We start from the raw sequence: 18,558 nt of genomic DNA, 5'->3' as shown, positions 1-18,558 counted from the left end.
AAAAAATTTTGACTTGCGGCGGGAGGGGCGGAAGGAAGTTTGAAAGCCGGCTTGCACAGCACGGTTCGCAGGAATGCGCTGCAAGACAAGACGGCCGCGGCAATGCGCCGCGGCCGCCGGTCATATTTTTTTCTTGTAGAATTCGAACTGCTGTTGAAGCAGTCTCTCTTCCCAAATCTGTTTCAGGATCTCGAGTTCCTCGGTGTAATCGGTCTTGGATTCGTCTTTGGCGTAGGGCAGCAGCTCGAGCACTTCGAATTCGAAGCGGCCCTCGCCGTACTGCTTCCAGTCCCGCTGCAGCTCCTGGTTGGGATGATTCCCCGCGTCGAGCTGGAATCTCGTGCTGTTCATTTTGCCCTTCAGATTCTGGGACGTTTCGATGAAACACTTGCCGCCGTCTTTCAGGCGAATCCGGAAGATGCCCATGTCCGGTTTCATCTGTTTGTACTGTTCGATCAGTTCTTTTCTTCGATTGGTCATTTCAATATCCCATCTCTTTCAGCAATCTTGACAAGACGCGCAGCCGCTCGCCGAGAATTTCGCCTTCCTGGCTCAGCGCCTGGCTGAACAGGCGGATGTCCTCGTCGATCATCTCGTTGTCCGTGCACACTTCCACCGTCATGGCGTCGCCCTGCAGGCCGACCCGGTCGATTCGGGGGCTCTCCGGATCATACAGCTTCTCGTACCGGTGGGCGTCCTGAAAATGCAGCTGCACCCGGCAGACGAGAATCGCGAGATCCAGCACGCGGTGCAGCGGCAATTCCTCCGACTGCCGCGACCATTTCCCGCCCGTATGCCGCCAGACCTTGGCGGAAATATCGAGTTTGCCGCGGTCGTTCCATTGCGCCAGCCCCAGCGAAAGGCCCTTGGCGTCCGAGCGATAGGCGTATTTGCCGTCGACGTTCTCGTAGTTTTCGCAGACGATGACCGGTTTGTGTTTCAGGTTGGTGGGGATTTTCATGCGTGATCGCCTCGGTGGTTTAATTGGTATTACTGATTTACTAAATTACTGAATCATTATTTTGATTGTACAGCGGGCGGGGACGGGTGTCAAATGGAGATTGATCCCTACATTTCTCCATATCAAGATGGCATACTTCCATGGTGTGATCGCGGTGCCGGCATTATAATCAAGTCAAAATTACCGCTTACAGAATGGAGGATGAGCGCATTGTCGAAGATCACGTTTCTCGGCGCCGGCAGCACCGTTTTCGCCAAAAACGTCCTCGGAGACTGCATGCTGACCCCGGCCCTGCAAGGATTCGAGCTGGCGCTGTACGATATCGACCACCAGCGGCTGAAAGACTCGGAGAACATGCTGAACAATCTCAAGGCGACGACCGGCAGCACCTGCCGCATCAAGTCGTACACCGACCGGAAGGAAGCGCTGCGGGGAGCCAAATACATCGTCAACGCGATCCAGGTCGGCGGCTATGACCCGTGCACGATCACCGACTTCGAAGTGCCGAAGAAATACGGGCTGCGCCAGACGATCGGCGACACGGTGGGGATCGGGGGCATTTTCCGGAACCTGCGGACGATCCCGGTCATGCTTGATTTCGCGCGGGACATCCAGGAAGTGTGCCCGGACGCGCTGTTCCTGAATTACACGAACCCGATGGCCGTGCTGACGAACGTCATGAATACATACGGCGGCGTCCGCACCGTCGGCCTGTGCCACAGCGTGCAGGCTTGCGTCCCGCACCTGTTCAAGTCGCTGGGCATGGACCCGTCCGGCGTGCAATGGAAGATCGCCGGCATCAACCATATGGCCTGGCTGCTGGAAGTGACGAAGGACGGGGAGGACCTGTACCCCGAGATCAAGCGGCGGGCGCGGGAGAAGCAGAAAGAGAAGCACGACGACATGGTCCGCTTCGAGTTGATGTTCCGCTTCGGCTATTATGTGACGGAATCGTCCGAGCACAACGCCGAGTACCACCCGTATTTCATCAAGAAGAATTATCCCGAGCTGATCGAGAAGTACAATATTCCGCTGGACGAATATCCGCGCCGCTGCGTGAAACAGATTGAAGACTGGAAAAAAATGCGGGAGTCGCTCGTCAATAACGCCAATCTGGAGCACCAGCGCTCGAATGAGTATGCGTCCTATATTTTTGAAGCGATCGAGACGGATGTGCCGTTCAAGATCGGCGGCAACGTCATGAACACCGGGCTGATCACGAATCTGCCGAAGGAAGCCTGCGTCGAGGTGCCCTGTCTGGTGGACGCCAGCGGGGTGACGCCGACGTATGTCGGCGATCTGCCGCCGCAGCTCGCCGCGCTGAACCGGACGAACATCAATACGCAGCTGCTGACGATCGAAGCGGCGATTACGCGGAAGAAGGAGCATATCTATCACGCGGCGATGCTGGACCCGCACACGTCGGCCGAGCTGTCGATCGACGACATCGTCGCCCTGTGCGACGATCTGATCGAGGCGCACGGCGATTGGCTGCCGAAGTTCCATTAAAAAGCATCCAAAAAGCATCGCGAACGTTGAACAGGACGTGCATGGCACGTCCTTTTTTTGGCTTCGGTGCTGCGCCGATGTAAACAATATTTACATTGCCGGCTGTCTCGGATATACTGGAACAAAATAAAAATTTCTATATTTACATACGTTCAGCATAATAACAAGTTTTTTACTTATCGTGGTTTTATCCCCAAATAAATAACTGAAAATTCCGATTCCTCGCGCAATTTGAAGTGAACGTTTGTTCATCGCGGATATTATCAATTTTTCAATTTGCATAACGGCGTCTTAACCAGACAAGGGGGGTGAACAGTCGGGCGAACCGTGGCGCAACCGATCCGGGCAACGACGAAGGACATTTGCCGCATGACTCTCGTTTCAAGTGATGACTAAGCAGGAGAGGGGATTTTGCAAATGACAATTTGGCGCAGAAGAAGCTGGATGGCCATCATTGCCGCAGTTTTCGCGCTGACCTTCGTGCTGGCGGGCTGCGGAAAGTCGGACAACAATCAGAACAACGGCGGTCAGCCGCCGGAAACGCAGGGCGGACAGCAGAACGAACAGACGGAGACCGGATCGAACGAAACGTCCGGCGGCGAGGAGAAACAATATTACGTGGTCATGGTAACCGACGTCGGCGGCGTGAACGACAACTCGTTCAACCAGAGCGCCTGGGAAGGCCTGCAGCAATTCGAGTCGGAATACGGCGCGAAGGTGGATTACCTGCAAAGCCAGAGCGATGCCGATTACGTGCCGAACCTGAACCAGTTCGTCAAGAACGGAGCGGATCTGACCTGGGGCATCGGCTTCCTGATGGGCGACGCCGTGAAGCAGGTCGCCGACCAGAATCCGGACGCGAAGCTGGCCATCATCGACCAGGTGGTGGACGCGCCGAACGTCGCTTCGGTCACGTTCAAGGAACATGAAGGTTCGTATCTCGTCGGCGTCGTGGCGGGCCTCATGACCAAGACGAACAAGATCGGCTTCGTGGGCGGCATGGAGATCCCCGTCATCAAGCGGTTCGAGGCCGGTTTCACGGCCGGCGTGAAAGCCGTCAATCCGGACGCGAACGTCATCATCAACTACACGGGCGCCTTCGACGCGCCGGACCAGGGCAAGGCGGCCGCGGCCACCCTCTACAACGACGGGGCGGACATCATCTTCCACGCGGCGGGCGCGACGGGCGACGGCGTGTTCAACGAAGGCATCGAGCGGAAGAAAGCGGGAGGCGACGTCTGGGTCATCGGCGTGGACAAGGACCAGTCCATCACCTTCGGACATGACATTACGCTGACCTCCATGATGAAGCGGGTGGACCAGGCGGTCGTGCAAGTCAGCGCCGATCTGGTGAACGGCCGGTTCCAGCCGGGGCTGACCGAGCTCGGCCTGGCGGAGAACGGCGTCGGCCTGCCGGAGAACAACCCGAACGTTCCCGAGGATGTCTTGAAGCAAGTGGATGAATACGCGCAGAAAATCGTCAGCGGTGAAATTGTGGTGCCGTCGGAGTAACAGACAGCAGATCCAGACTGCGGTCGGGCGGCGGCGGACGGATGCGTCCCGGCCGCCCGGCCGTCACAAGCGGGGGATGAACCGGTGCCGAACGAATTCGCCGTGGAAATGAAGGGCATTGCCAAACGCTTTCCCGGCATTGTCGCCAACGATGATATCCATCTGCAGGTCCGAAAGGGCGAGATCCACGCCCTGCTCGGCGAGAACGGGGCGGGCAAGACGACCTTGATGAACATCCTGTTCGGCCTGTACCAGCCGGATGAAGGCGAAATCCGCATCCACGGACAGACGGTCAAAATCACCGATCCGAAGAAGGCGATCGACCTCGGGATCGGGATGATTCACCAGCATTTCATGCTGGTCGAACCCTATACCGTCCTGCAGAACATTATCCTCGGAGCCGAACCGCGCAGAGGCGTGATGATCAGCTACAAGAAGGCGCTCGCCCGCATCGGGGAGCTTTCGGACAAGTACGGGCTGCATGTGGATCCGCATCGGACGATCCGGGAAATCTCCGTGGGGATGCAGCAGCGGGTTGAAATTTTGAAAACGCTGTACCGGGGTGCGGACATTCTCATTTTCGACGAACCGACCGCCGTGCTGACGCCGCAGGAAATACAGGAATTGATGGCGATCATGCGCAAATTGGCCGACGAAGGCAAGACGATCATCCTCATCACCCACAAGCTGAAGGAGATTATGGCGATCGCCGACCGGGTCACGATCATTCGCCGCGGCAGGGTGGTGGACAGCCTTCCCGTCCGGGACACGACGGCCGAGGAGCTGGCGGCGAAAATGGTCGGGCGGAACGTCAGCTTCGTCATCGAGAAGAAGGAAGCGCAGCCGGGCGAGACGATTCTGGAGATCGACAACTTGACGGCCTTCGACGACCGGGGCTGCCAGGCGCTGAGGGGGCTGTCGCTGGAGGTGCGGAGCGGCGAGATCCTCGGCATCGCGGGCGTGGAAGGCAACGGCCAGCGCGAATTGATCGAGGTGCTCACCGGACTGCGCAAGGCGTCGTCCGGGGAAATCCGGCTGCGGGGCCGGGCGGTTCAGAACGAAAGCCCGCGCCGGATCGCGGAGGCGAAAGTCGGCTATATTCCCGAGGACCGGCAGAAGCGGGGGCTCGTGCTTGATTTCTGCGTCGGGGAAAATCTGGTGCTGAAAAACTATTACGCTCCCCCGTTCTGCAAACGCGGCCTGCTGCGGTACGACGAGATCTTCGGGCACGCCGCCGGGCTGATCGGGGAATACGACATCCGGACGCCGGACGAGAAAACGCCGGCCAGAGCGCTGTCGGGCGGCAACCAGCAGAAAGTGATCGTCGCGCGCGAAGTCGCGTGCGAGCCGGACTTGCTCATCGCGACGCAGCCCACGCGCGGCCTCGATGTGGGCGCGATCGAGTTCATCCACCGGAAGCTGATCGAACAGCGCGACAAAGGCAAGGCGGTGCTGCTGTATTCGCTGGAACTGGATGAGATCCTGAACCTGTCGGACCGCATCGCGGTGATGTACGAAGGCCGGATCGTCGGCATTCTGGACCCGCGGAAGACCAATGAGCAGGAGATCGGTCTCCTGATGTCCGGAGGCCACAAGGGAGAAAGAGAGGAGACCGCATGACCGGATTCGTCAAACGACTGTTCAGCGAATCGACGCTGATCCCCGTTGTCTCCATCCTGATCGGACTGATCCTCGGCGCCGTCATCATGCTGGCGGGCCATTACAATCCGTTCCTGGCCTACGGCTCCCTGTTCGCGAAAGCGTTCGGGGACATGTACAACTTCGGCGAGACGATCCGGCAGATTACGCCGTACATCTTCACCGGTCTGGCGGTGGCCTTCGCGTTCCGGACGGGACTGTTCAACATCGGGGCGGAAGGGCAGTTCATCATGGGCGCCGTCGCCGCGGCCTGCGTCGGGGTGCTGCTGGATGCGCCCTGGTTTCTCCACGTCCCGCTGGCGCTTGCCGCAAGCGCCCTGGCCGGCGGGCTGTGGGGATCGATCGTCGGGTATCTGAAGGCGGCGCGCGGCGTGCATGAGGTGATCACCACGATCATGCTCAACTGGATCGCCCTGCACGCAGCGAACTATATCGTCCGCACCGCCCTGCTTGAAAAAGGGATGGCGCGCTCGAAGTATATCCAGGAGAGCGCCTGGCTGTCATCGCCGGGCTTGTCCGAACTGTTCGACCACGCGCGCATTCACTACGGCGTCCTGATCGCACTCGCCCTCTCCGTGCTGTTCTATTATGTGCTGTGGAAGACAAGGCAGGGCTATGAGCTCCGCGCGGTGGGCTTCAATCCGGACGCTTCCGAATACGCGGGCATCAACGTTAAATCCACGTTCGTCAAGACGATGTTCATCAGCGGCCTGTTCGCCGGCGTCGGCGGCGCCTGCGAAGTGATGGGCGTGTTCCATTACCAGACGATCAACGCCGCGTTTCCGGGCTACGGCCTGATGGGCATCGCCGTCGCGCTGATCGGGCGGAACACGGCTGTCGGGGTGGTGCTCGGCGCCGTGCTGATCGGGGTGCTGACCTACGGCGCGTCCGGCATGAAATTCGGCGCCGGCGTTCCCGAAGAACTGATTCATGTCGTCATCGCGCTGGTTATTTTCTTCGTGGCGGCCGGCGGCATGGTGGAACTGCTGATCCGGCGGTTCAGAAAAAAGAACGGGACGGTGCATTAGCATGGCGGTGCTTCAGGTAGCCAGCGACTTGATTCAGACCACGATCGTGTTCGCCACGGCGCTGGTATTCGCCATGCTGGGCGGCCTCATCTCCGAACGCTCCGGGGTGGTCAACATCGCCCTGGAAGGCATGATGATGGTCGGGGCGTTCACGGCGGCGATTGTGACCTACTTTCTGGAGACGAATGCGGGGCTCGGGGGAAGCGCGCCCTGGATCGGGTTCGTCTGCGCCATCGCTGCGGGAGCCGTGTTCGCGCTGCCGCATGCGGCGGCCTCGGTCACGTTCCGGGCCGACCAGGTGGTCAGCGGCGTCGCGCTCAACCTGCTGGCGGCAGGCGCCACCATCTACCTGTGCAAAATGCTGCTGAACGGGGCGGCCCAGACGCCGACCTTGAAGCACGTATTCTCGAAATGGGCTGTCCCCGCGCTGTCGGACATCCCCTATCTGGGACCGGCGCTGTTCGTCGCGTATCCGACCAGCTACATCGCGTTCCTGCTGGTCGCCGTCATGGCGTTCGTGCTGTACAAGACGCCCGCGGGCTTAAGGCTTCGCGCGGTCGGCGAACATCCGAAAGCGGCCGACTCCGTGGCGATCAACGTGTACCGCGTCCGGTACGCCGCGGTCATGATCAGCGGCGCGCTTGCCGCGATGGGCGGCGCGACGATCGCGCTGACCACGACCAGCAACTTCTCGCACAATACGATATCGGGACAGGGCTTCATCGCGCTCGCCGCGCTTATCTTCGGCAAATGGCGGCCGGTGGCGGGCATGTTCGCCGCCCTGTTCTTCGGCATCGCATCCGCGTTGAAATCGGTGTTTCAGGTGTACGGGATTACCAACTATATTCCGGTCGATTTCATTTACATGTTCCCGTACATCCTGACCGTGCTCGTGCTTGCGGGATTCGTGGGCCGCGCGGTGGCGCCCGGCGCCGTCGGCAAGCCGTACCGGAAGGGCGAGAGATAGCATGGGAAAGAAGAGAACGTAAGGGATGGAAACGGATAAGCTCAAAAAAATGGTCGATGCGGCCAAAATGTACTACCAGCTCGACTACAGCCAGCAGGAAATCGCCAAGAAGCTGGGCATTTCCCGGCCGACGGTGTCGCGCCTGCTGCAGATGGCCAAAGAAGAAGGCATCGTGCAGATCAAGATTCTGGACCCGACGCAGGACAACGAGATCCTCGCACGCGGGCTGGAGGAGCGTTACGGTCTGGAGAAGGCCGTCGTCGTCTCCGCGCCGCAGAACGAAAACCGGATCGTGAAGAAATATTTGGGCGAAGCGGCGGCCGGATATTTGCACGACATCGTCAAGGACGGCGATTCCATCGGCGTCACGTGGGGCACGACGCTGCATGAAGTGGCCGTCAATCTGCAGAGCAAGCACGTGCGAAACGTCCGCATCGTGCAGATGAACGGCGGCGTCAGCTATTCGGAGACCGATACGTACGCTTACGAAATCGTGCATCTGTTCGGCAAGGCGTTCAACACGACGCCCCATTTTCTCCCGCTGCCCGCCATCGTCGATCATATGCTGGTCAAACAGGCGATCGAGGCGGACCGCCATATCCGCAAAATTTTGGATATGGGCAAAAACACCAACATCGCCGTGTTCACCGTCGGCGTTCCGGACAACGATTCGGTGGTGATCCGGGCGGGCTATTTCAACTTCGAAGATTTGCAGGTGGTCTATTCCCGCGCGGTCGGCGACATCTGCTGCCGCTACATTGACATGAACGGCAACCTCTGCAGCGAAGAGCTGGACCGCCGCACCATCGGCATCGATCTGTCCGAACTGCGCCGCAAGGAAAAATCGATCCTGGTGGCGGGAGGCCCGTGCAAAGTCGAGGCCGTGTACGGCGCGCTGCGGGGGAAGTACCCGAACGTGCTGATCACCGACCAGTTCACGGCCAAAACCTTGCTGGAGCGTGAGCCGGACGGAGAGCCGGATGCGGGAGGGGCGGGGCAGCAGGCCGAGCGGGTTCCGGCCGGGAGGCCGCCGGTCGAAAGGCAGCCGGTCGTTGATCGGGGGCCGGGAGAATGAACGGCCGCTCTCCCGTTCATGGACGAGGGTTCTGACGACAGGAGGCACGAGGTCATGGATCAAGCCATGCGGATCCCCCCGGAGGAGATATTCAGGAGAATCGATCATACGCTGCTCAAACCGGACGCTTCCCGCCCGGACATTGTCCGGCTGTGCGAAGAGGCGAAAATGTACGGTTTCGCCACGGTATGCGTCAATCCATACTGGGTGCCGCTGGCGGCCGAGCTGCTTGCCGGCTCCGGGGTCGGCGTCACGACCGTCATCGGCTTTCCTCTGGGCGCTTCCACCACGTTCGCGAAGATCGCCGAAGCGCGCGACGCGATTGCCGGAGGCGCCACGGAAATCGACATGGTGATGAATGTCGGCGCGCTCAAATCCGGCGATGCCGACGCCGTGAAGCGGGACATCGAGGGCGTGGTGTCCGCGTGCTGCGGCCGGGCCGTCGTCAAGGTCATCCTGGAAACGGGGCTGCTTACGGACGGGGAGAAGATCGAAGCCTGCCGGATCAGCAAAGCGGCCGGGGCGGATTATGTGAAAACGTCGACCGGCTTCGGACCAGGCGGCGCGACCGTCGAGGACATCGCCCTCATGCGGCGAACGGTCGGACCGGAGATGGGCGTGAAAGCGTCCGGCGGCGTGCGGGATCTCGAGACCGCCCGCCGCATGATCGCCGCCGGGGCCACCCGCATCGGCACGAGTTCCGGCGCGGCGATGGCGTCGTCCGGCCAGGGCGACGGCGGATACTGAGCCAGAGCTCCGTTGATTTCACAAGCCCTGCGGCTTCATGTGCCCCGTAAACGCTTCGAACGGTGCGCTAAAGGAACCAGGAGGCGTTATTCCGCCGAAATTGCGCCTTTGGAAAATCTAACGGAACTGAAAGCACCTATTTGGTCTGTGGTGGCGATATATTGCCTGTCCGGGCAGCGATAACGCCTCTGAGTTCCGCAAGACTTGGGAATCGCATCTGTCCGGAGCAAATAACGGCTGTCAGTTCCGTTAGATTTGCGCGGCCGGATTTTAACGCCGGTCTTCAACCGCGCCGCCGGCTTCCCGCGCCGCGGCCAGCGCCTTCGCGCCCGCCTCCAGCACTTCAATGATCCGGTCGACGTCGTACACGCAGCCGCGCCACGTGCCGCCGCTGGCCGCCTGCAGCGCGGCCCACAGCCGCGTGTCGTCCGGAAGCAGCGAATGGCTTGCCATGTCCGGGTGCGGCCCGCGCCGGGCCAGCACCTCGGCCCCCTCGGCGGGGGTCGCCGGAGCTTCGCCGTCGCCGACCATGTCAATGCGGCCTTCCAGCCGGTTCAGGTCGATGCGGATGTCGATCCAGTCGCCGTCCCGCACCTTGCCGAGCGGTCCGCCCGCCAGCGCCTCCGGGCCGATGTGGCCGATGCAGGCGCCGGTGGACACGCCGGAGAACCGGGCGTCGGTGAGCAGCGACACCTTGCCGTCGAACGGCAAATGCTTCAAAGCCGACGTGAGCTGATACGTCTCCTCCATGCCGGTGCCCGACGGCCCGCAGCCGATCAGCACGAGGATGTCGCCGCCGACGATGCGGCCTTCCTTGATCGCGCGGATCGCCGCCCGTTCCGAGGTGAACACCTTCGCCCGGCCCACGTGCCGGTACACGCCGTCCTCGTCCACCAGCGCCGGATCGATCGCCGCCGACTTGACGACCGAGCCTTCCGGCGCGATGTTGCCGACCGGGAAGGTGACGGTCGACGTCAGGCCGGCGGCGCTTGCCTTCTCCGGCGGATAGATGACCGTGTCCGGGTCGACGCCGTCCCGCTCCAGCAGGTGCTGCCGCATCCGATGGCGCCGCTCGGACGATTCCCACCAGTCCAGCACGGCGCCGAGCGTCTCGCCGGTCACCGTCAGGACGGTCTCATCGAGCAGGCCGAGCCGCCGCAGATGGAGCATCACCTCCGGCACGCCGCCCGCCAGAAAGACGCGCACGGTCGGGTGGGGGACCGGCCCGTTCGGCAGCGCGCTGACAAGGCGCGGCACGGACCGGTTCACCGCGGTCCAGTCGGTGACGTCCGGCACGCGCAGGCCGGCCGCGTGCGCGATCGCGGGCACGTGCAGCAGCAGGTTCGTGGAGCCGCCGAACGCGGCGTGCACGACCATCGCGTTGCGGATGGACGCGTCGGTCAGGATGCGGCCCGTGGTCAGGCCGCTCTCCGCCATGTGCAGCGCCGCGCGGGCGGATTGGCGCGCCATCTGCGCCCAGACCCGCTGCCCCGAAGGGGCGAGCGCCGCGTGCGGCACCGTCAGGCCGAGCGCCTCGGCGACCACCTGCGCGGTCGCGGCGGTGCCGAGGAACTGGCAGCCGCCGCCCGGCGTGGCGCACGCCCGGCAGCCGAGGTCGGCCGCCTCTTCCAGCGAGAGCTCGCCGCGCGCGAACCGGACGCCGATCGTCTGGATTTTGCCGGCGTCCTCTCCGCGCGTCGGCGGCAGCGTGACCCCGCCGGGCACGATGACGGACGGCAGATTCCGTGTGCCGGCCAAGCCGAGCATCATCGCCGGCAGCCCCTTGTCGCAGGTGGCGACGCCGAGCACCGCCCGCCGGGTCGGCAGCGAGCGGATGAGCCGGCGGATGACGATCGCCGCGTCGTTGCGGTACGGCAGCGAGTCGAACATGCCGGTCGTGCCCTGCGAGCGGCCGTCGCACGGGTCGCTGACGTACCCGGCGAACGGTACGCCGCCCAGGCCGGCCACTTCTTCCGCGGCTTCCCGCATCAGCAGGCCGACCTCCCAGTGGCCGGTATGGTAGCCGAGCGCCACCGGCCGGCCGTCCTCATCGCGGATGCCGCCCTGCGTGCCGAGGATGAGCACCTGCGGGCCGAGCAGCCGGGCGGGGTCCCAGCCCATGCCGACGTTCTGCGACCAGCCGAACAGGTCGCCGCTCGGGCTCTCGCGCAGCATCTCCGGCGTCAGCGGCAGCGATCCGTCCGGACCGGGCGCGTGCGTGTCGATGCGATAGTCGTCGTCGTCCGGGCGGCCGAGGATTTTTTCCAGAACGGAAGACATGGCGGTCGCTCCTCAACCCTTCACGAAAACGGTCTTGATGGCGGTATAGAACTCGATCGCGGCCGTGCCCTGTTCGCGCGAATGCGAGCTGGAGTTCTTCATGCCGCCGAACGGCGCCTGCAGTTCGACGCCGGCCGTCTCCTCGTTCACCCGCACGAGCCCGGCGTCCATGTCTTGAATGAAGGTCAGGATGCTGCCGATGTCCCGCGTGAAAATGGATGCGCTGAGGCCGTACTCCGAATCGTTGGCGAGACGGAGCGCTTCTTCCAGATTTTCCGCCTGCACCAGCGCCAGCACCGGCCCGAAAATCTCTTCCCGGAAGATCGTCATCTCGGGCGTCACCCGGTCAAAAACGGTCGGCGCCACGAAGAAACCGTCCGCCATTTTGCCTTCCTGCAGCCGTTCGCCCCCGCACAAGAGTTCGGCGCCTTCTTCGACACCCTTGCGGATGTAGCCGAGCACCGTCTCCATCTGGCTCTCGCTCGCGCACGGACCGAGCCAGGTCGACGCCTCCATGCCGTCCCCGACTTTGAGCGCGGCGATCTTCTCCAGCAGCTTCTCCCGGAAGGCCGGGAAAATTTCCTTCTCCACGATGACGCGGCTCGTGGCCGTGCATTTCTGGCCGGTCGAGCGGAGGCCGCCGCTGATCGTCGCGTTCACCGCGAGCTCCAGATCGGCGTCCTTCAGGACGATGACCGGGTTTTTGCCGCCCATCTCGAGCTGGTATTTCGCGCCGCGGGCGAGCGCCGCCTGGGCGATGCGCTTGCCGACCGCGTTCGAGCCGGTGAATGTGACGCCATGGATGCCGGGGTGGTCGGCAATGCCCTGGCCGATGACCGAGCCGCTGCCGATCACGAGGTTCAGCACGCCCGCCGGCAGCCCGGCGTCATGGAAGCAGGCCGCCACCTTGGCCGCGGTAACCGCCGTTTCCGTCGCCGGTTTCCAGACGACCGTGTTGCCGTAGACGAGGGCGGGGGCGATTTTCCATACCGGAATGGCGACGGGGAAGTTCCACGGCGTGATGACACCGACGACGCCGAGCGGCACGCGCGTCGTGAACATGAGCGCCGAGGCGTCGGTGGCCGGGATGACGTCGCCGACCTTGCGCATGCCTTCGCCGGCGTAATAGCGGAGCAGGGCCACGCCGCGCGCGGTTTCGCCCTTCGCTTCGCCGAACGTTTTGCCCATCTCGCGCGTCATCGTCTCGGCGATGTCGTCGATCCGGCTTTCGAGGATGTCCGCGGCCTTGTACAGCAGCTGGCCGCGCGCCGGTCCCGCCAGCTTGCGCCACGACGTGCGGGCCGCATCCGCCGCGGCCACGGCGCTCTCGAGGTCATCCCGGCTCGAATTCGGGACGATGCCGACAATGTCATGGCGATTGGCCGGGTTCACGCTGGCAACGGTGTCCCCGGTGGAAGAGCCGCGCCATTCGCCGTTGATGTAGTTTTGGAAAACAGGGGCATTAGCCATCGATGATTCCTCCCGATTGTGAGACTTAATCCTGGATTGCGGCGTCTGCCGCCGCGACAGGGTTGATCAGGGTGCCGATGCCGGAAATGTCGATCTCGATCCGGTCGCCGGGCTGCAGCGTGAACCGGTCGGGCGGCACGATGCAGGTGCCGGTCAGCAGCACGGTGCCGTCGAAAACGACGTTGTCCCGCACGAGGAAGGACGCCAGTTCGTCCAGCTTCCGCCGGAGCTGCCCCGTATTGGCCGACTCGTTCACCGCCAATTGACCGTCCCGATAGATGCGGCAGGTGATCGTCAGGTCATACGGATTCGGCACGGTTTCGGCCAGCCGGATCGCCGGACCGATGGAACAGGAGCGGCGCCAGATTTTCGCCTGCGGCAGATAGAGCGGGTTCTCGCCCTCGATGTCGCGGCAGCTCATGTCGTTGCCGACCGTGTAGCCGAGGATGCGGCCGCCGCGGTCCAGCACGATGCCGAGTTCCGGCTCGGGCACCTGCCAGTCCGAGTCGCTGCGGATGCAGACGGGTGTGCCCGGCCGCGCCGTGCGGGCGCTCGTCGACTTGAAGAAAATCTCCGGCCGCTCGGCCCGGTACACCTTGTCGTAGAACGTTTCGTCGCCGGTTGCGGCGCCCTTCGACTCCTCGTTGCGCGCTTCTTTGCTGCGCTCATAAGTGACGCCGGCCGCCCACACCTCGGGCGCATCCACCGGCGTCAGCAGGTTCAACTCGCGCCAGTCGCCGGGCAGCGGCTGTGCGCCCGCGATCTGACGGCGCACCGCTTCCAGCGGCGTGATCCCCGCCTCGTCCGCTTCCCGCACCAGCGCCATGAAATCCGGCGACCGGAGCGGGAAAGCCTGCTCCTCGTCGGTCACCGCCGCGAGGCGCGCAGCTCCGTCGTCCCCGATGTAACGAATAATGCGCATCTGGTTCACTCCATTCAAATAATCTTTTTTGAGGGGGTGCAGCTCTCCGTCAGCGGTGCCCGAGGCGGGCCGAAATCTCCGCCGTCGTCTTCCGCACCCGTTCCGCCAGCCGCTGCGCCTCCGCCTCGTCCACCCGCGCGGTCATGCACGACAGGCTCATCGCGGCAAGAAGCTGCCCGTCATGGCCGAAGATCGGCGCCGCGATGCACAGGACGCCGGGCTCGTTCTCTTCCCGGTCGAAGGCGCAGCCGTGCTTCCGCACTTCTTCCAGCTCCCGGCGAAACTTCGCCTCGGAATCGATGGTGTTCGGCGTGTGCCGCACGTAGGTGTAGCCGGCCAGCAGGCGCTCCAGCGCGTCCGGCGGCTGGAAGGCGGCCAGCACTTTGCCGCTGGCGCTGCTGTGCAGCGGCACCCGGCGGCCGATGCGGGAATAGCGGATGGCCGCCTGCGCCCCTTCCACCTTGTCGATGTACACCCCCTCCCGGCCGTCCAGAATGAGCAGATGCGCCGTCTGCCCGGTCGCGTCCGAAAGGGCTTGCAAATGCGGTCTGGCTACGTTGCGGATGTCGAGATTTTGCAGCAGCATCTGTCCTTTTTCCAGCAAGCGAAGGCCGAGCCGGTACTTGCCGCTCTCCTCGTCCTGCTCGATGTAGCCGTGGATTTGCAGCGTTCGCAGCAGCGCGTGCGCGGTGCTTTTGTGCAGCTGCATGCGCGCGCTGATCTCTGTCAGTTTCAGCTCGGGGGTGTGCTCGTCGAACAGGTCGAGAATGCGCAGCGCCCGGTCCAGCGCCTGGATGATCGGCATGTCGCAATGACTCCTTGACTCAAAGTTTTATAATATAAAATATAGTTTTATGATCTTTGAGTCTATATTACATTGCGTACGGGTTTGTTGTAAACAGATCCGCGTCAACCCGTGGAGCCATTGCGGAAATCCGGCGGAATCCGCCTCGCCTCTCCGGTTTCGATGGCTGCTTCGATGACGGCGCGCCGCAACCGCGGCACGACCCGTTCGTTGAAGACGCCGGGAATGATGTAGTCCCGGTTCAACTCATGGTCCGAGACGACGCCGGCTATCGCCTGTGCAGCCGCCAGCTTCATCCGGTCGTTGATGCGCCGGGCGCGGCAATCGAGCGCTCCCCGGAATATGCCGGGGAAGACAAGCGCGTTGTTGATCTGATTCGGATAATCGCTGCGCCCCGTGGCGAGTACGCGGGCGAGCGGCCGCGCCTCAGCGGGCTCAATTTCAGGAACCGGATTGGCGAGCGCGAACACTACCGGATCGGGCGACATTTGCCGGATATCGTCCGCATGCAGCACCCCGCCCCGCGACACGCCGATGAACACATCCGCTCCGGCGAGAACTTCGCGCAGCGTGCCGGATTTCCGTTCCACCTGGGGCTGCTCCGCCAGCCATTGCCACATCGGATTGGCATATCGGTCGCCATGCACGATCGCGCCGTCCCGATCCACGGGGACGAGCCGCCGCACCCCCATGGACAGCAGCATGCGGCAGATGGAACCGCCCGCCGCTCCGATGCCGTTGACCACAACGCGGATGTCTTCCAGACGCTTGCCGACCACCTTGAGCGCGTTGAGCAGTCCGGCAGCCACCACGATGGATGTGCCGTGCTGATCGTCGTGCAGCACGGGAATGTCAAGCTCTTCCGCGAGCCGGCGTTCGATTTCGAAGCAGCGGGGGGCGCCGATGTCTTCCAGATTGATGCCGCCGAAGACGGGAGAAATTTTTTTCACGATATCCACAATTTCGTTCGGGTCTTTCGTGTCCAGACAGATGGGGAAGGCATCGACGCCGGCCATCTGCTTGAACAGCATCGCCTTGCCTTCCATGACCGGAAGCGCAGCGGACGGACCGATGTCACCCAGGCCGAGAACGGCCGTTCCGTCGGTGATGATCGCGACCGTGTTCCGCTTGATGGTGAGGGTGTAGGCGCTGTCCGGATTGTTCCGGATCGCCGTGCAGATGCGCGCCACGCCGGGCGTGTATACCCGGGAAAGGTCGTCCCTGTTCTTGATGGGGACGGTCGGCTGAATCGAGATTTTCCCGCCCAGATGCATCAGAAAGGTGCGGTCCGACACATGGATCAGCCGGAGTCCCGGGTACAGCTTCACGGCGTCCAGTACGGCGGTCTCCGCCGTATCTGTGACATGAATCGTGATGTCGCATACAGACTTGTCGCGTCCGGGTCGCACCATGTCCATGGATGTGATGTCTCCGCCGGAGGCGGTGATCACGTCGATGGCATCACCGAGGGCGGCCATGCGATGGTCCAGTTCCAGACGAAGAATGATGCTGGTAAACGTCATAGAGGGAGCACCTCGTCGCATTCATACTGAAGAAGCGTGACAACCCCGGCCGGAGCCGGGGCTGCAAAGCCATTTCCGAGAATCAAATTATCGTTTCAGAATGGTTTCTGCTTCCTGGAAGAAGCCGTCCACCGCTTGTTCCACGCTCATGCGGCCGAAGGCGAGCTGTTCCAGGCATTTCTTGTACAGCGTGAAAACTTCCGAAGCGCCTTCCTGGCGGTAATCCGTGGGCGGCAAATCGGGCGAGATCGTTTCCGCGTGATTGATCGCCTCGATGTCCATCGGATGCAAGTCCGGCTTCAGCGCCTCCCGGATCGCCGTGGAACCGGGGATGCCGTTCTCCAGGCTGTAGATCTTTTGCGCTTCCACATTGTTCACGAACCAGTTGATCAGTTTGGCCGCTTCTTCCTTGTGCTGCGATTTGTTGCTGATGACCCAGGACGGCGCCTGCAGGTTCTCGCCGCTTCTGAACACGGCGTTGTCCGCACTCGGCGTGCGCAGCATGTTGATTTCGACATCGGGCAGGTTGCGGCTGTAGATTTTGCCGTGGTTGCTCGGTTTCATGTCGATGGCCACGCGCTGCTTGACGAACAGCGAATTCTCCGCGGGCTGTCCGGTGTTCTCGACAGTCATCCCGACCGGAACGGTGAGACCGAGTTGCCGGAATTCTTCCCAGATGCTCCAGAACTCCATCAGGTCTTCCTTGGCGAAGCCAAGGCCGCTGCCGTCGCTTGACAGGAACGATTTGCCTTTGCTCCGGACGAACGATTCGACATAGTGGTCGTCGAAGCTGGCGTCAACGATCGGATATTGGTCCGCCGGCATTTTGTCGCGAAGCTGCTGCAGATAGGATTTGAATTCACTGAGCGTGCCGATTTCCGGCAGATCGAGTCCCAGATTTTTGATCATTGTCGTATTGAAGATCAGGGCGCTGGACGTTACACCTTTCGGAAGCGCATACAAAACACCGTCCAGCTTGCCCGCGTCGATTACGGCCGGATCCCAGCCGTCCAGATTGATCAGACCTTGATCCACATACGGCTGCAGCGGTTCGAGGACGTTCCTGCTGCCGTAGTCGCCGCCATACAACAATACGTGCAGACTGAAAATATCAGGGATGTTGTTTCCCGCAACCTGGGTAGCGAGCTTCGGCCAGTAATCGTTGAAGCTTGTCCACTCGCGAACGGTCGTCACGTGAGGATTTTCGCTCTCGTACATATCCAGAATCTGGTCGTACAACTTCGCGCGTTCGGCGTTGCCCCACCAGGAGATGCGCAGTTCCACTTTCTCCGGCGCGCTGTTGCCTGACGCTGAGGATCCGGAGTCGGAGCCGCCGGTTTCGGATGATGAATTGGATTTCGGTTCATTGGCGCCTCCGCCGCACGCCGACAGCACCAACAACAGAACAGCCAGTAAGAATGCGATGCCTTGCTTCCGTTTCATAGAAACAATCACTCCATTCTTCGGTGTGGACCACATGAGTACGGCAAAATGTGAAGGCAATCGACAGGGTTAAACCGACAGATTCCCTTCATATGCGTTCCGAATGATGCGTTCAATGTCGGATGACCGGGTCCATCTCGGGTTGACGAGCACGTTGCCGCTTCGCATCGAATCTTCAACCAGTTTGGGGAGCGCTTTCAAATCGACTCCGAAGCGGTCACTTCGCTGCCGGTGCCGGCCGTGGTGGGGATGGCCACCACGGGGAGGCCGGGATGCGGGATTCGGTTCACCCCCTCATAATCCAGAATGTGCCCCTTGTTGGTCGCCATAATGCCGATACCTTTCGCGGTATCGATGCTGCTTCCGCCACCAAGGGCGAGGATATGGTCATGCGGCTTCTGCTTCAGCCGTTCCAATCCTGTCATAACGCTCTCTGCGCTCGGATTGGGCTCGGTCTCATCGAAGATGTCGTACTTCAATCCGTGTTCCTCGAGCGAATGCAGGACCGGCTCCAGCAGTCCGGCATTCCGGATGCCGGCGTCGGTGACGACGAACACGCGGCTGGCGCCCCGTGCCCGCAGAAATTCGCCGGCGCGTCCGGAAATGCCCGTTCCGCACTCCACCGTGGTTGGGATCGAGAATCGATAGTTCATGGCC

The 18,558-nt window shown here is 62.1% G+C and carries 16 protein-coding genes; 7 read left to right on the top strand and 9 right to left on the bottom strand.

Translation table 11 applies throughout. The annotated features are described in order from the left end of the window. Nucleotides 1-120: 120 nt before the first annotated feature. Entirely contained in the window at nucleotides 121-480 is a 360-nt protein-coding gene (locus KJQ12_RS03730) for a GIY-YIG nuclease family protein (protein WP_213483543.1), read from the bottom strand. A 1-nt stretch (nucleotide 481) separates the two neighbouring features. Further along, the gene (locus KJQ12_RS03725; RefSeq protein WP_213483542.1) at nucleotides 482-961 is read right to left on the bottom strand and encodes a DUF6530 family protein; all 480 of its coding nucleotides are present in this window, start codon (nucleotides 959-961) and stop codon (nucleotides 482-484) included. 210 nt (nucleotides 962-1,171) lie between these two features. Between KJQ12_RS03725 and melA the strand changes: the two genes are divergently transcribed. The 7 genes from melA (at nucleotide 1,172) to deoC (ending at nucleotide 9,458) form a co-directional block, all read left to right on the top strand. Beyond that, complete coding sequence (gene melA, locus KJQ12_RS03720; protein ID WP_213483541.1) at nucleotides 1,172-2,470, top strand: alpha-glucosidase/alpha-galactosidase; 1,299 nt, start codon at nucleotides 1,172-1,174, stop codon at nucleotides 2,468-2,470. Between the two features lie 417 nt (nucleotides 2,471-2,887). Continuing rightward, nucleotides 2,888-3,982 (top strand): BMP family lipoprotein, encoded by a 1,095-nt coding sequence (locus KJQ12_RS03715; RefSeq protein WP_280529246.1) that lies wholly within the window; start codon nucleotides 2,888-2,890, stop codon nucleotides 3,980-3,982. A 108-nt stretch (nucleotides 3,983-4,090) separates the two neighbouring features. Next, nucleotides 4,091-5,602 (top strand): ABC transporter ATP-binding protein, encoded by a 1,512-nt coding sequence (locus tag KJQ12_RS03710; protein WP_213483603.1) that lies wholly within the window; start codon nucleotides 4,091-4,093, stop codon nucleotides 5,600-5,602. Next, entirely contained in the window at nucleotides 5,599-6,669 is a 1,071-nt protein-coding gene (locus tag KJQ12_RS03705; protein ID WP_213483540.1) for an ABC transporter permease, read from the top strand. The genes KJQ12_RS03710 and KJQ12_RS03705 overlap by 4 nt, the downstream gene beginning before the upstream one ends. Nucleotide 6,670: 1 nt before the next feature. Then, the gene (locus KJQ12_RS03700; protein ID WP_213483539.1) at nucleotides 6,671-7,636 is read left to right on the top strand and encodes an ABC transporter permease; all 966 of its coding nucleotides are present in this window, start codon (nucleotides 6,671-6,673) and stop codon (nucleotides 7,634-7,636) included. A 25-nt stretch (nucleotides 7,637-7,661) separates the two neighbouring features. After that, the gene (locus tag KJQ12_RS03695; RefSeq protein ID WP_213483538.1) at nucleotides 7,662-8,711 is read left to right on the top strand and encodes a DNA-binding transcriptional repressor DeoR; all 1,050 of its coding nucleotides are present in this window, start codon (nucleotides 7,662-7,664) and stop codon (nucleotides 8,709-8,711) included. 54 nt (nucleotides 8,712-8,765) lie between these two features. Further along, nucleotides 8,766-9,458 carry a deoxyribose-phosphate aldolase gene (gene deoC, locus KJQ12_RS03690; RefSeq protein WP_244860398.1) on the top strand — a complete coding sequence of 231 codons (693 nt, stop codon included), beginning with the start codon at nucleotides 8,766-8,768 and terminating at the stop codon, nucleotides 9,456-9,458. A gap of 270 nt (nucleotides 9,459-9,728) precedes the next feature. Here the strand turns inward: deoC and KJQ12_RS03685 are convergent, their stop codons facing one another. From KJQ12_RS03685 to KJQ12_RS03655, 7 genes are all read right to left on the bottom strand, one after another. Next, the gene (locus KJQ12_RS03685) at nucleotides 9,729-11,738 is read right to left on the bottom strand and encodes a YjhG/YagF family D-xylonate dehydratase (protein ID WP_213483537.1); all 2,010 of its coding nucleotides are present in this window, start codon (nucleotides 11,736-11,738) and stop codon (nucleotides 9,729-9,731) included. A 12-nt stretch (nucleotides 11,739-11,750) separates the two neighbouring features. Further along, entirely contained in the window at nucleotides 11,751-13,208 is a 1,458-nt protein-coding gene (gucD, locus tag KJQ12_RS03680; RefSeq protein WP_213483536.1) for an alpha-ketoglutaric semialdehyde dehydrogenase GucD, read from the bottom strand. Nucleotides 13,209-13,233: 25 nt separating this feature from the next. Further along, nucleotides 13,234-14,130: a fumarylacetoacetate hydrolase family protein gene (locus KJQ12_RS03675; protein WP_213483535.1), complete on the bottom strand. Its 897-nt coding sequence runs from the start codon at nucleotides 14,128-14,130 to the stop codon at nucleotides 13,234-13,236. Between the two features lie 49 nt (nucleotides 14,131-14,179). Then, nucleotides 14,180-14,935, bottom strand: a complete 756-nt coding sequence (locus KJQ12_RS03670; protein WP_213483534.1) for an IclR family transcriptional regulator — start codon at nucleotides 14,933-14,935, stop codon at nucleotides 14,180-14,182. Nucleotides 14,936-15,039: 104 nt separating this feature from the next. Next, the gene (locus KJQ12_RS03665; protein WP_213483533.1) at nucleotides 15,040-16,458 is read right to left on the bottom strand and encodes an NAD-dependent malic enzyme; all 1,419 of its coding nucleotides are present in this window, start codon (nucleotides 16,456-16,458) and stop codon (nucleotides 15,040-15,042) included. Nucleotides 16,459-16,545: 87 nt separating this feature from the next. Continuing rightward, a complete protein-coding gene (locus tag KJQ12_RS03660; RefSeq protein WP_213483532.1) occupies nucleotides 16,546-17,901 on the bottom strand; it encodes an ABC transporter substrate-binding protein in 1,356 nt (451 codons plus the stop codon). A 197-nt stretch (nucleotides 17,902-18,098) separates the two neighbouring features. Next, on the bottom strand, nucleotides 18,099-18,554 hold the full coding sequence (locus KJQ12_RS03655) for an iron-containing alcohol dehydrogenase family protein (protein ID WP_213483531.1): 456 nt from the start codon (nucleotides 18,552-18,554) through the stop codon (nucleotides 18,099-18,101). Between the last annotated feature and the right edge of the window lie 4 nt (nucleotides 18,555-18,558).

It is taken from the genome of Thermobacillus xylanilyticus, assembly GCF_907165215.1.
GTDB classification, from domain to species: Bacteria; Bacillota; Bacilli; order Paenibacillales; family Paenibacillaceae; genus Thermobacillus; species Thermobacillus xylanilyticus.
Note: the sequence above shows the minus strand (reverse complement) of the source record. Positions and strands in the feature narration are given on the sequence as shown.

What these genes read in the sequence shown, in the direction of transcription:
- KJQ12_RS03730 (WP_213483543.1), bottom strand. Translation starts at nt 480, where the DNA reads ATGACCAATCGAAGAAAAGAACTGATCGAACAGTACAAACAGATGAAA.
- KJQ12_RS03725 (WP_213483542.1), bottom strand. Translation starts at nt 961, where the DNA reads ATGAAAATCCCCACCAACCTGAAACACAAACCGGTCATCGTCTGCGAA.
- KJQ12_RS03715 (WP_280529246.1), top strand. Translation starts at nt 2,888, where the DNA reads ATGACAATTTGGCGCAGAAGAAGCTGGATGGCCATCATTGCCGCAGTT.
- KJQ12_RS03710 (WP_213483603.1), top strand. Translation starts at nt 4,091, where the DNA reads ATGAAGGGCATTGCCAAACGCTTTCCCGGCATTGTCGCCAACGATGAT.
- KJQ12_RS03705 (WP_213483540.1), top strand. Translation starts at nt 5,599, where the DNA reads ATGACCGGATTCGTCAAACGACTGTTCAGCGAATCGACGCTGATCCCC.
- KJQ12_RS03700 (WP_213483539.1), top strand. Translation starts at nt 6,671, where the DNA reads ATGGCGGTGCTTCAGGTAGCCAGCGACTTGATTCAGACCACGATCGTG.
- KJQ12_RS03695 (WP_213483538.1), top strand. Translation starts at nt 7,662, where the DNA reads ATGGAAACGGATAAGCTCAAAAAAATGGTCGATGCGGCCAAAATGTAC.
- deoC (WP_244860398.1), top strand. Translation starts at nt 8,766, where the DNA reads ATGGATCAAGCCATGCGGATCCCCCCGGAGGAGATATTCAGGAGAATC.
- KJQ12_RS03685 (WP_213483537.1), bottom strand. Translation starts at nt 11,738, where the DNA reads ATGTCTTCCGTTCTGGAAAAAATCCTCGGCCGCCCGGACGACGACGAC.
- gucD (WP_213483536.1), bottom strand. Translation starts at nt 13,208, where the DNA reads ATGGCTAATGCCCCTGTTTTCCAAAACTACATCAACGGCGAATGGCGC.
- KJQ12_RS03675 (WP_213483535.1), bottom strand. Translation starts at nt 14,130, where the DNA reads ATGCGCATTATTCGTTACATCGGGGACGACGGAGCTGCGCGCCTCGCG.
- KJQ12_RS03670 (WP_213483534.1), bottom strand. Translation starts at nt 14,935, where the DNA reads ATGCCGATCATCCAGGCGCTGGACCGGGCGCTGCGCATTCTCGACCTG.
- KJQ12_RS03665 (WP_213483533.1), bottom strand. Translation starts at nt 16,458, where the DNA reads ATGACGTTTACCAGCATCATTCTTCGTCTGGAACTGGACCATCGCATG.
- KJQ12_RS03660 (WP_213483532.1), bottom strand. Translation starts at nt 17,901, where the DNA reads ATGAAACGGAAGCAAGGCATCGCATTCTTACTGGCTGTTCTGTTGTTG.
- KJQ12_RS03655 (WP_213483531.1), bottom strand. Translation starts at nt 18,554, where the DNA reads ATGAACTATCGATTCTCGATCCCAACCACGGTGGAGTGCGGAACGGGC.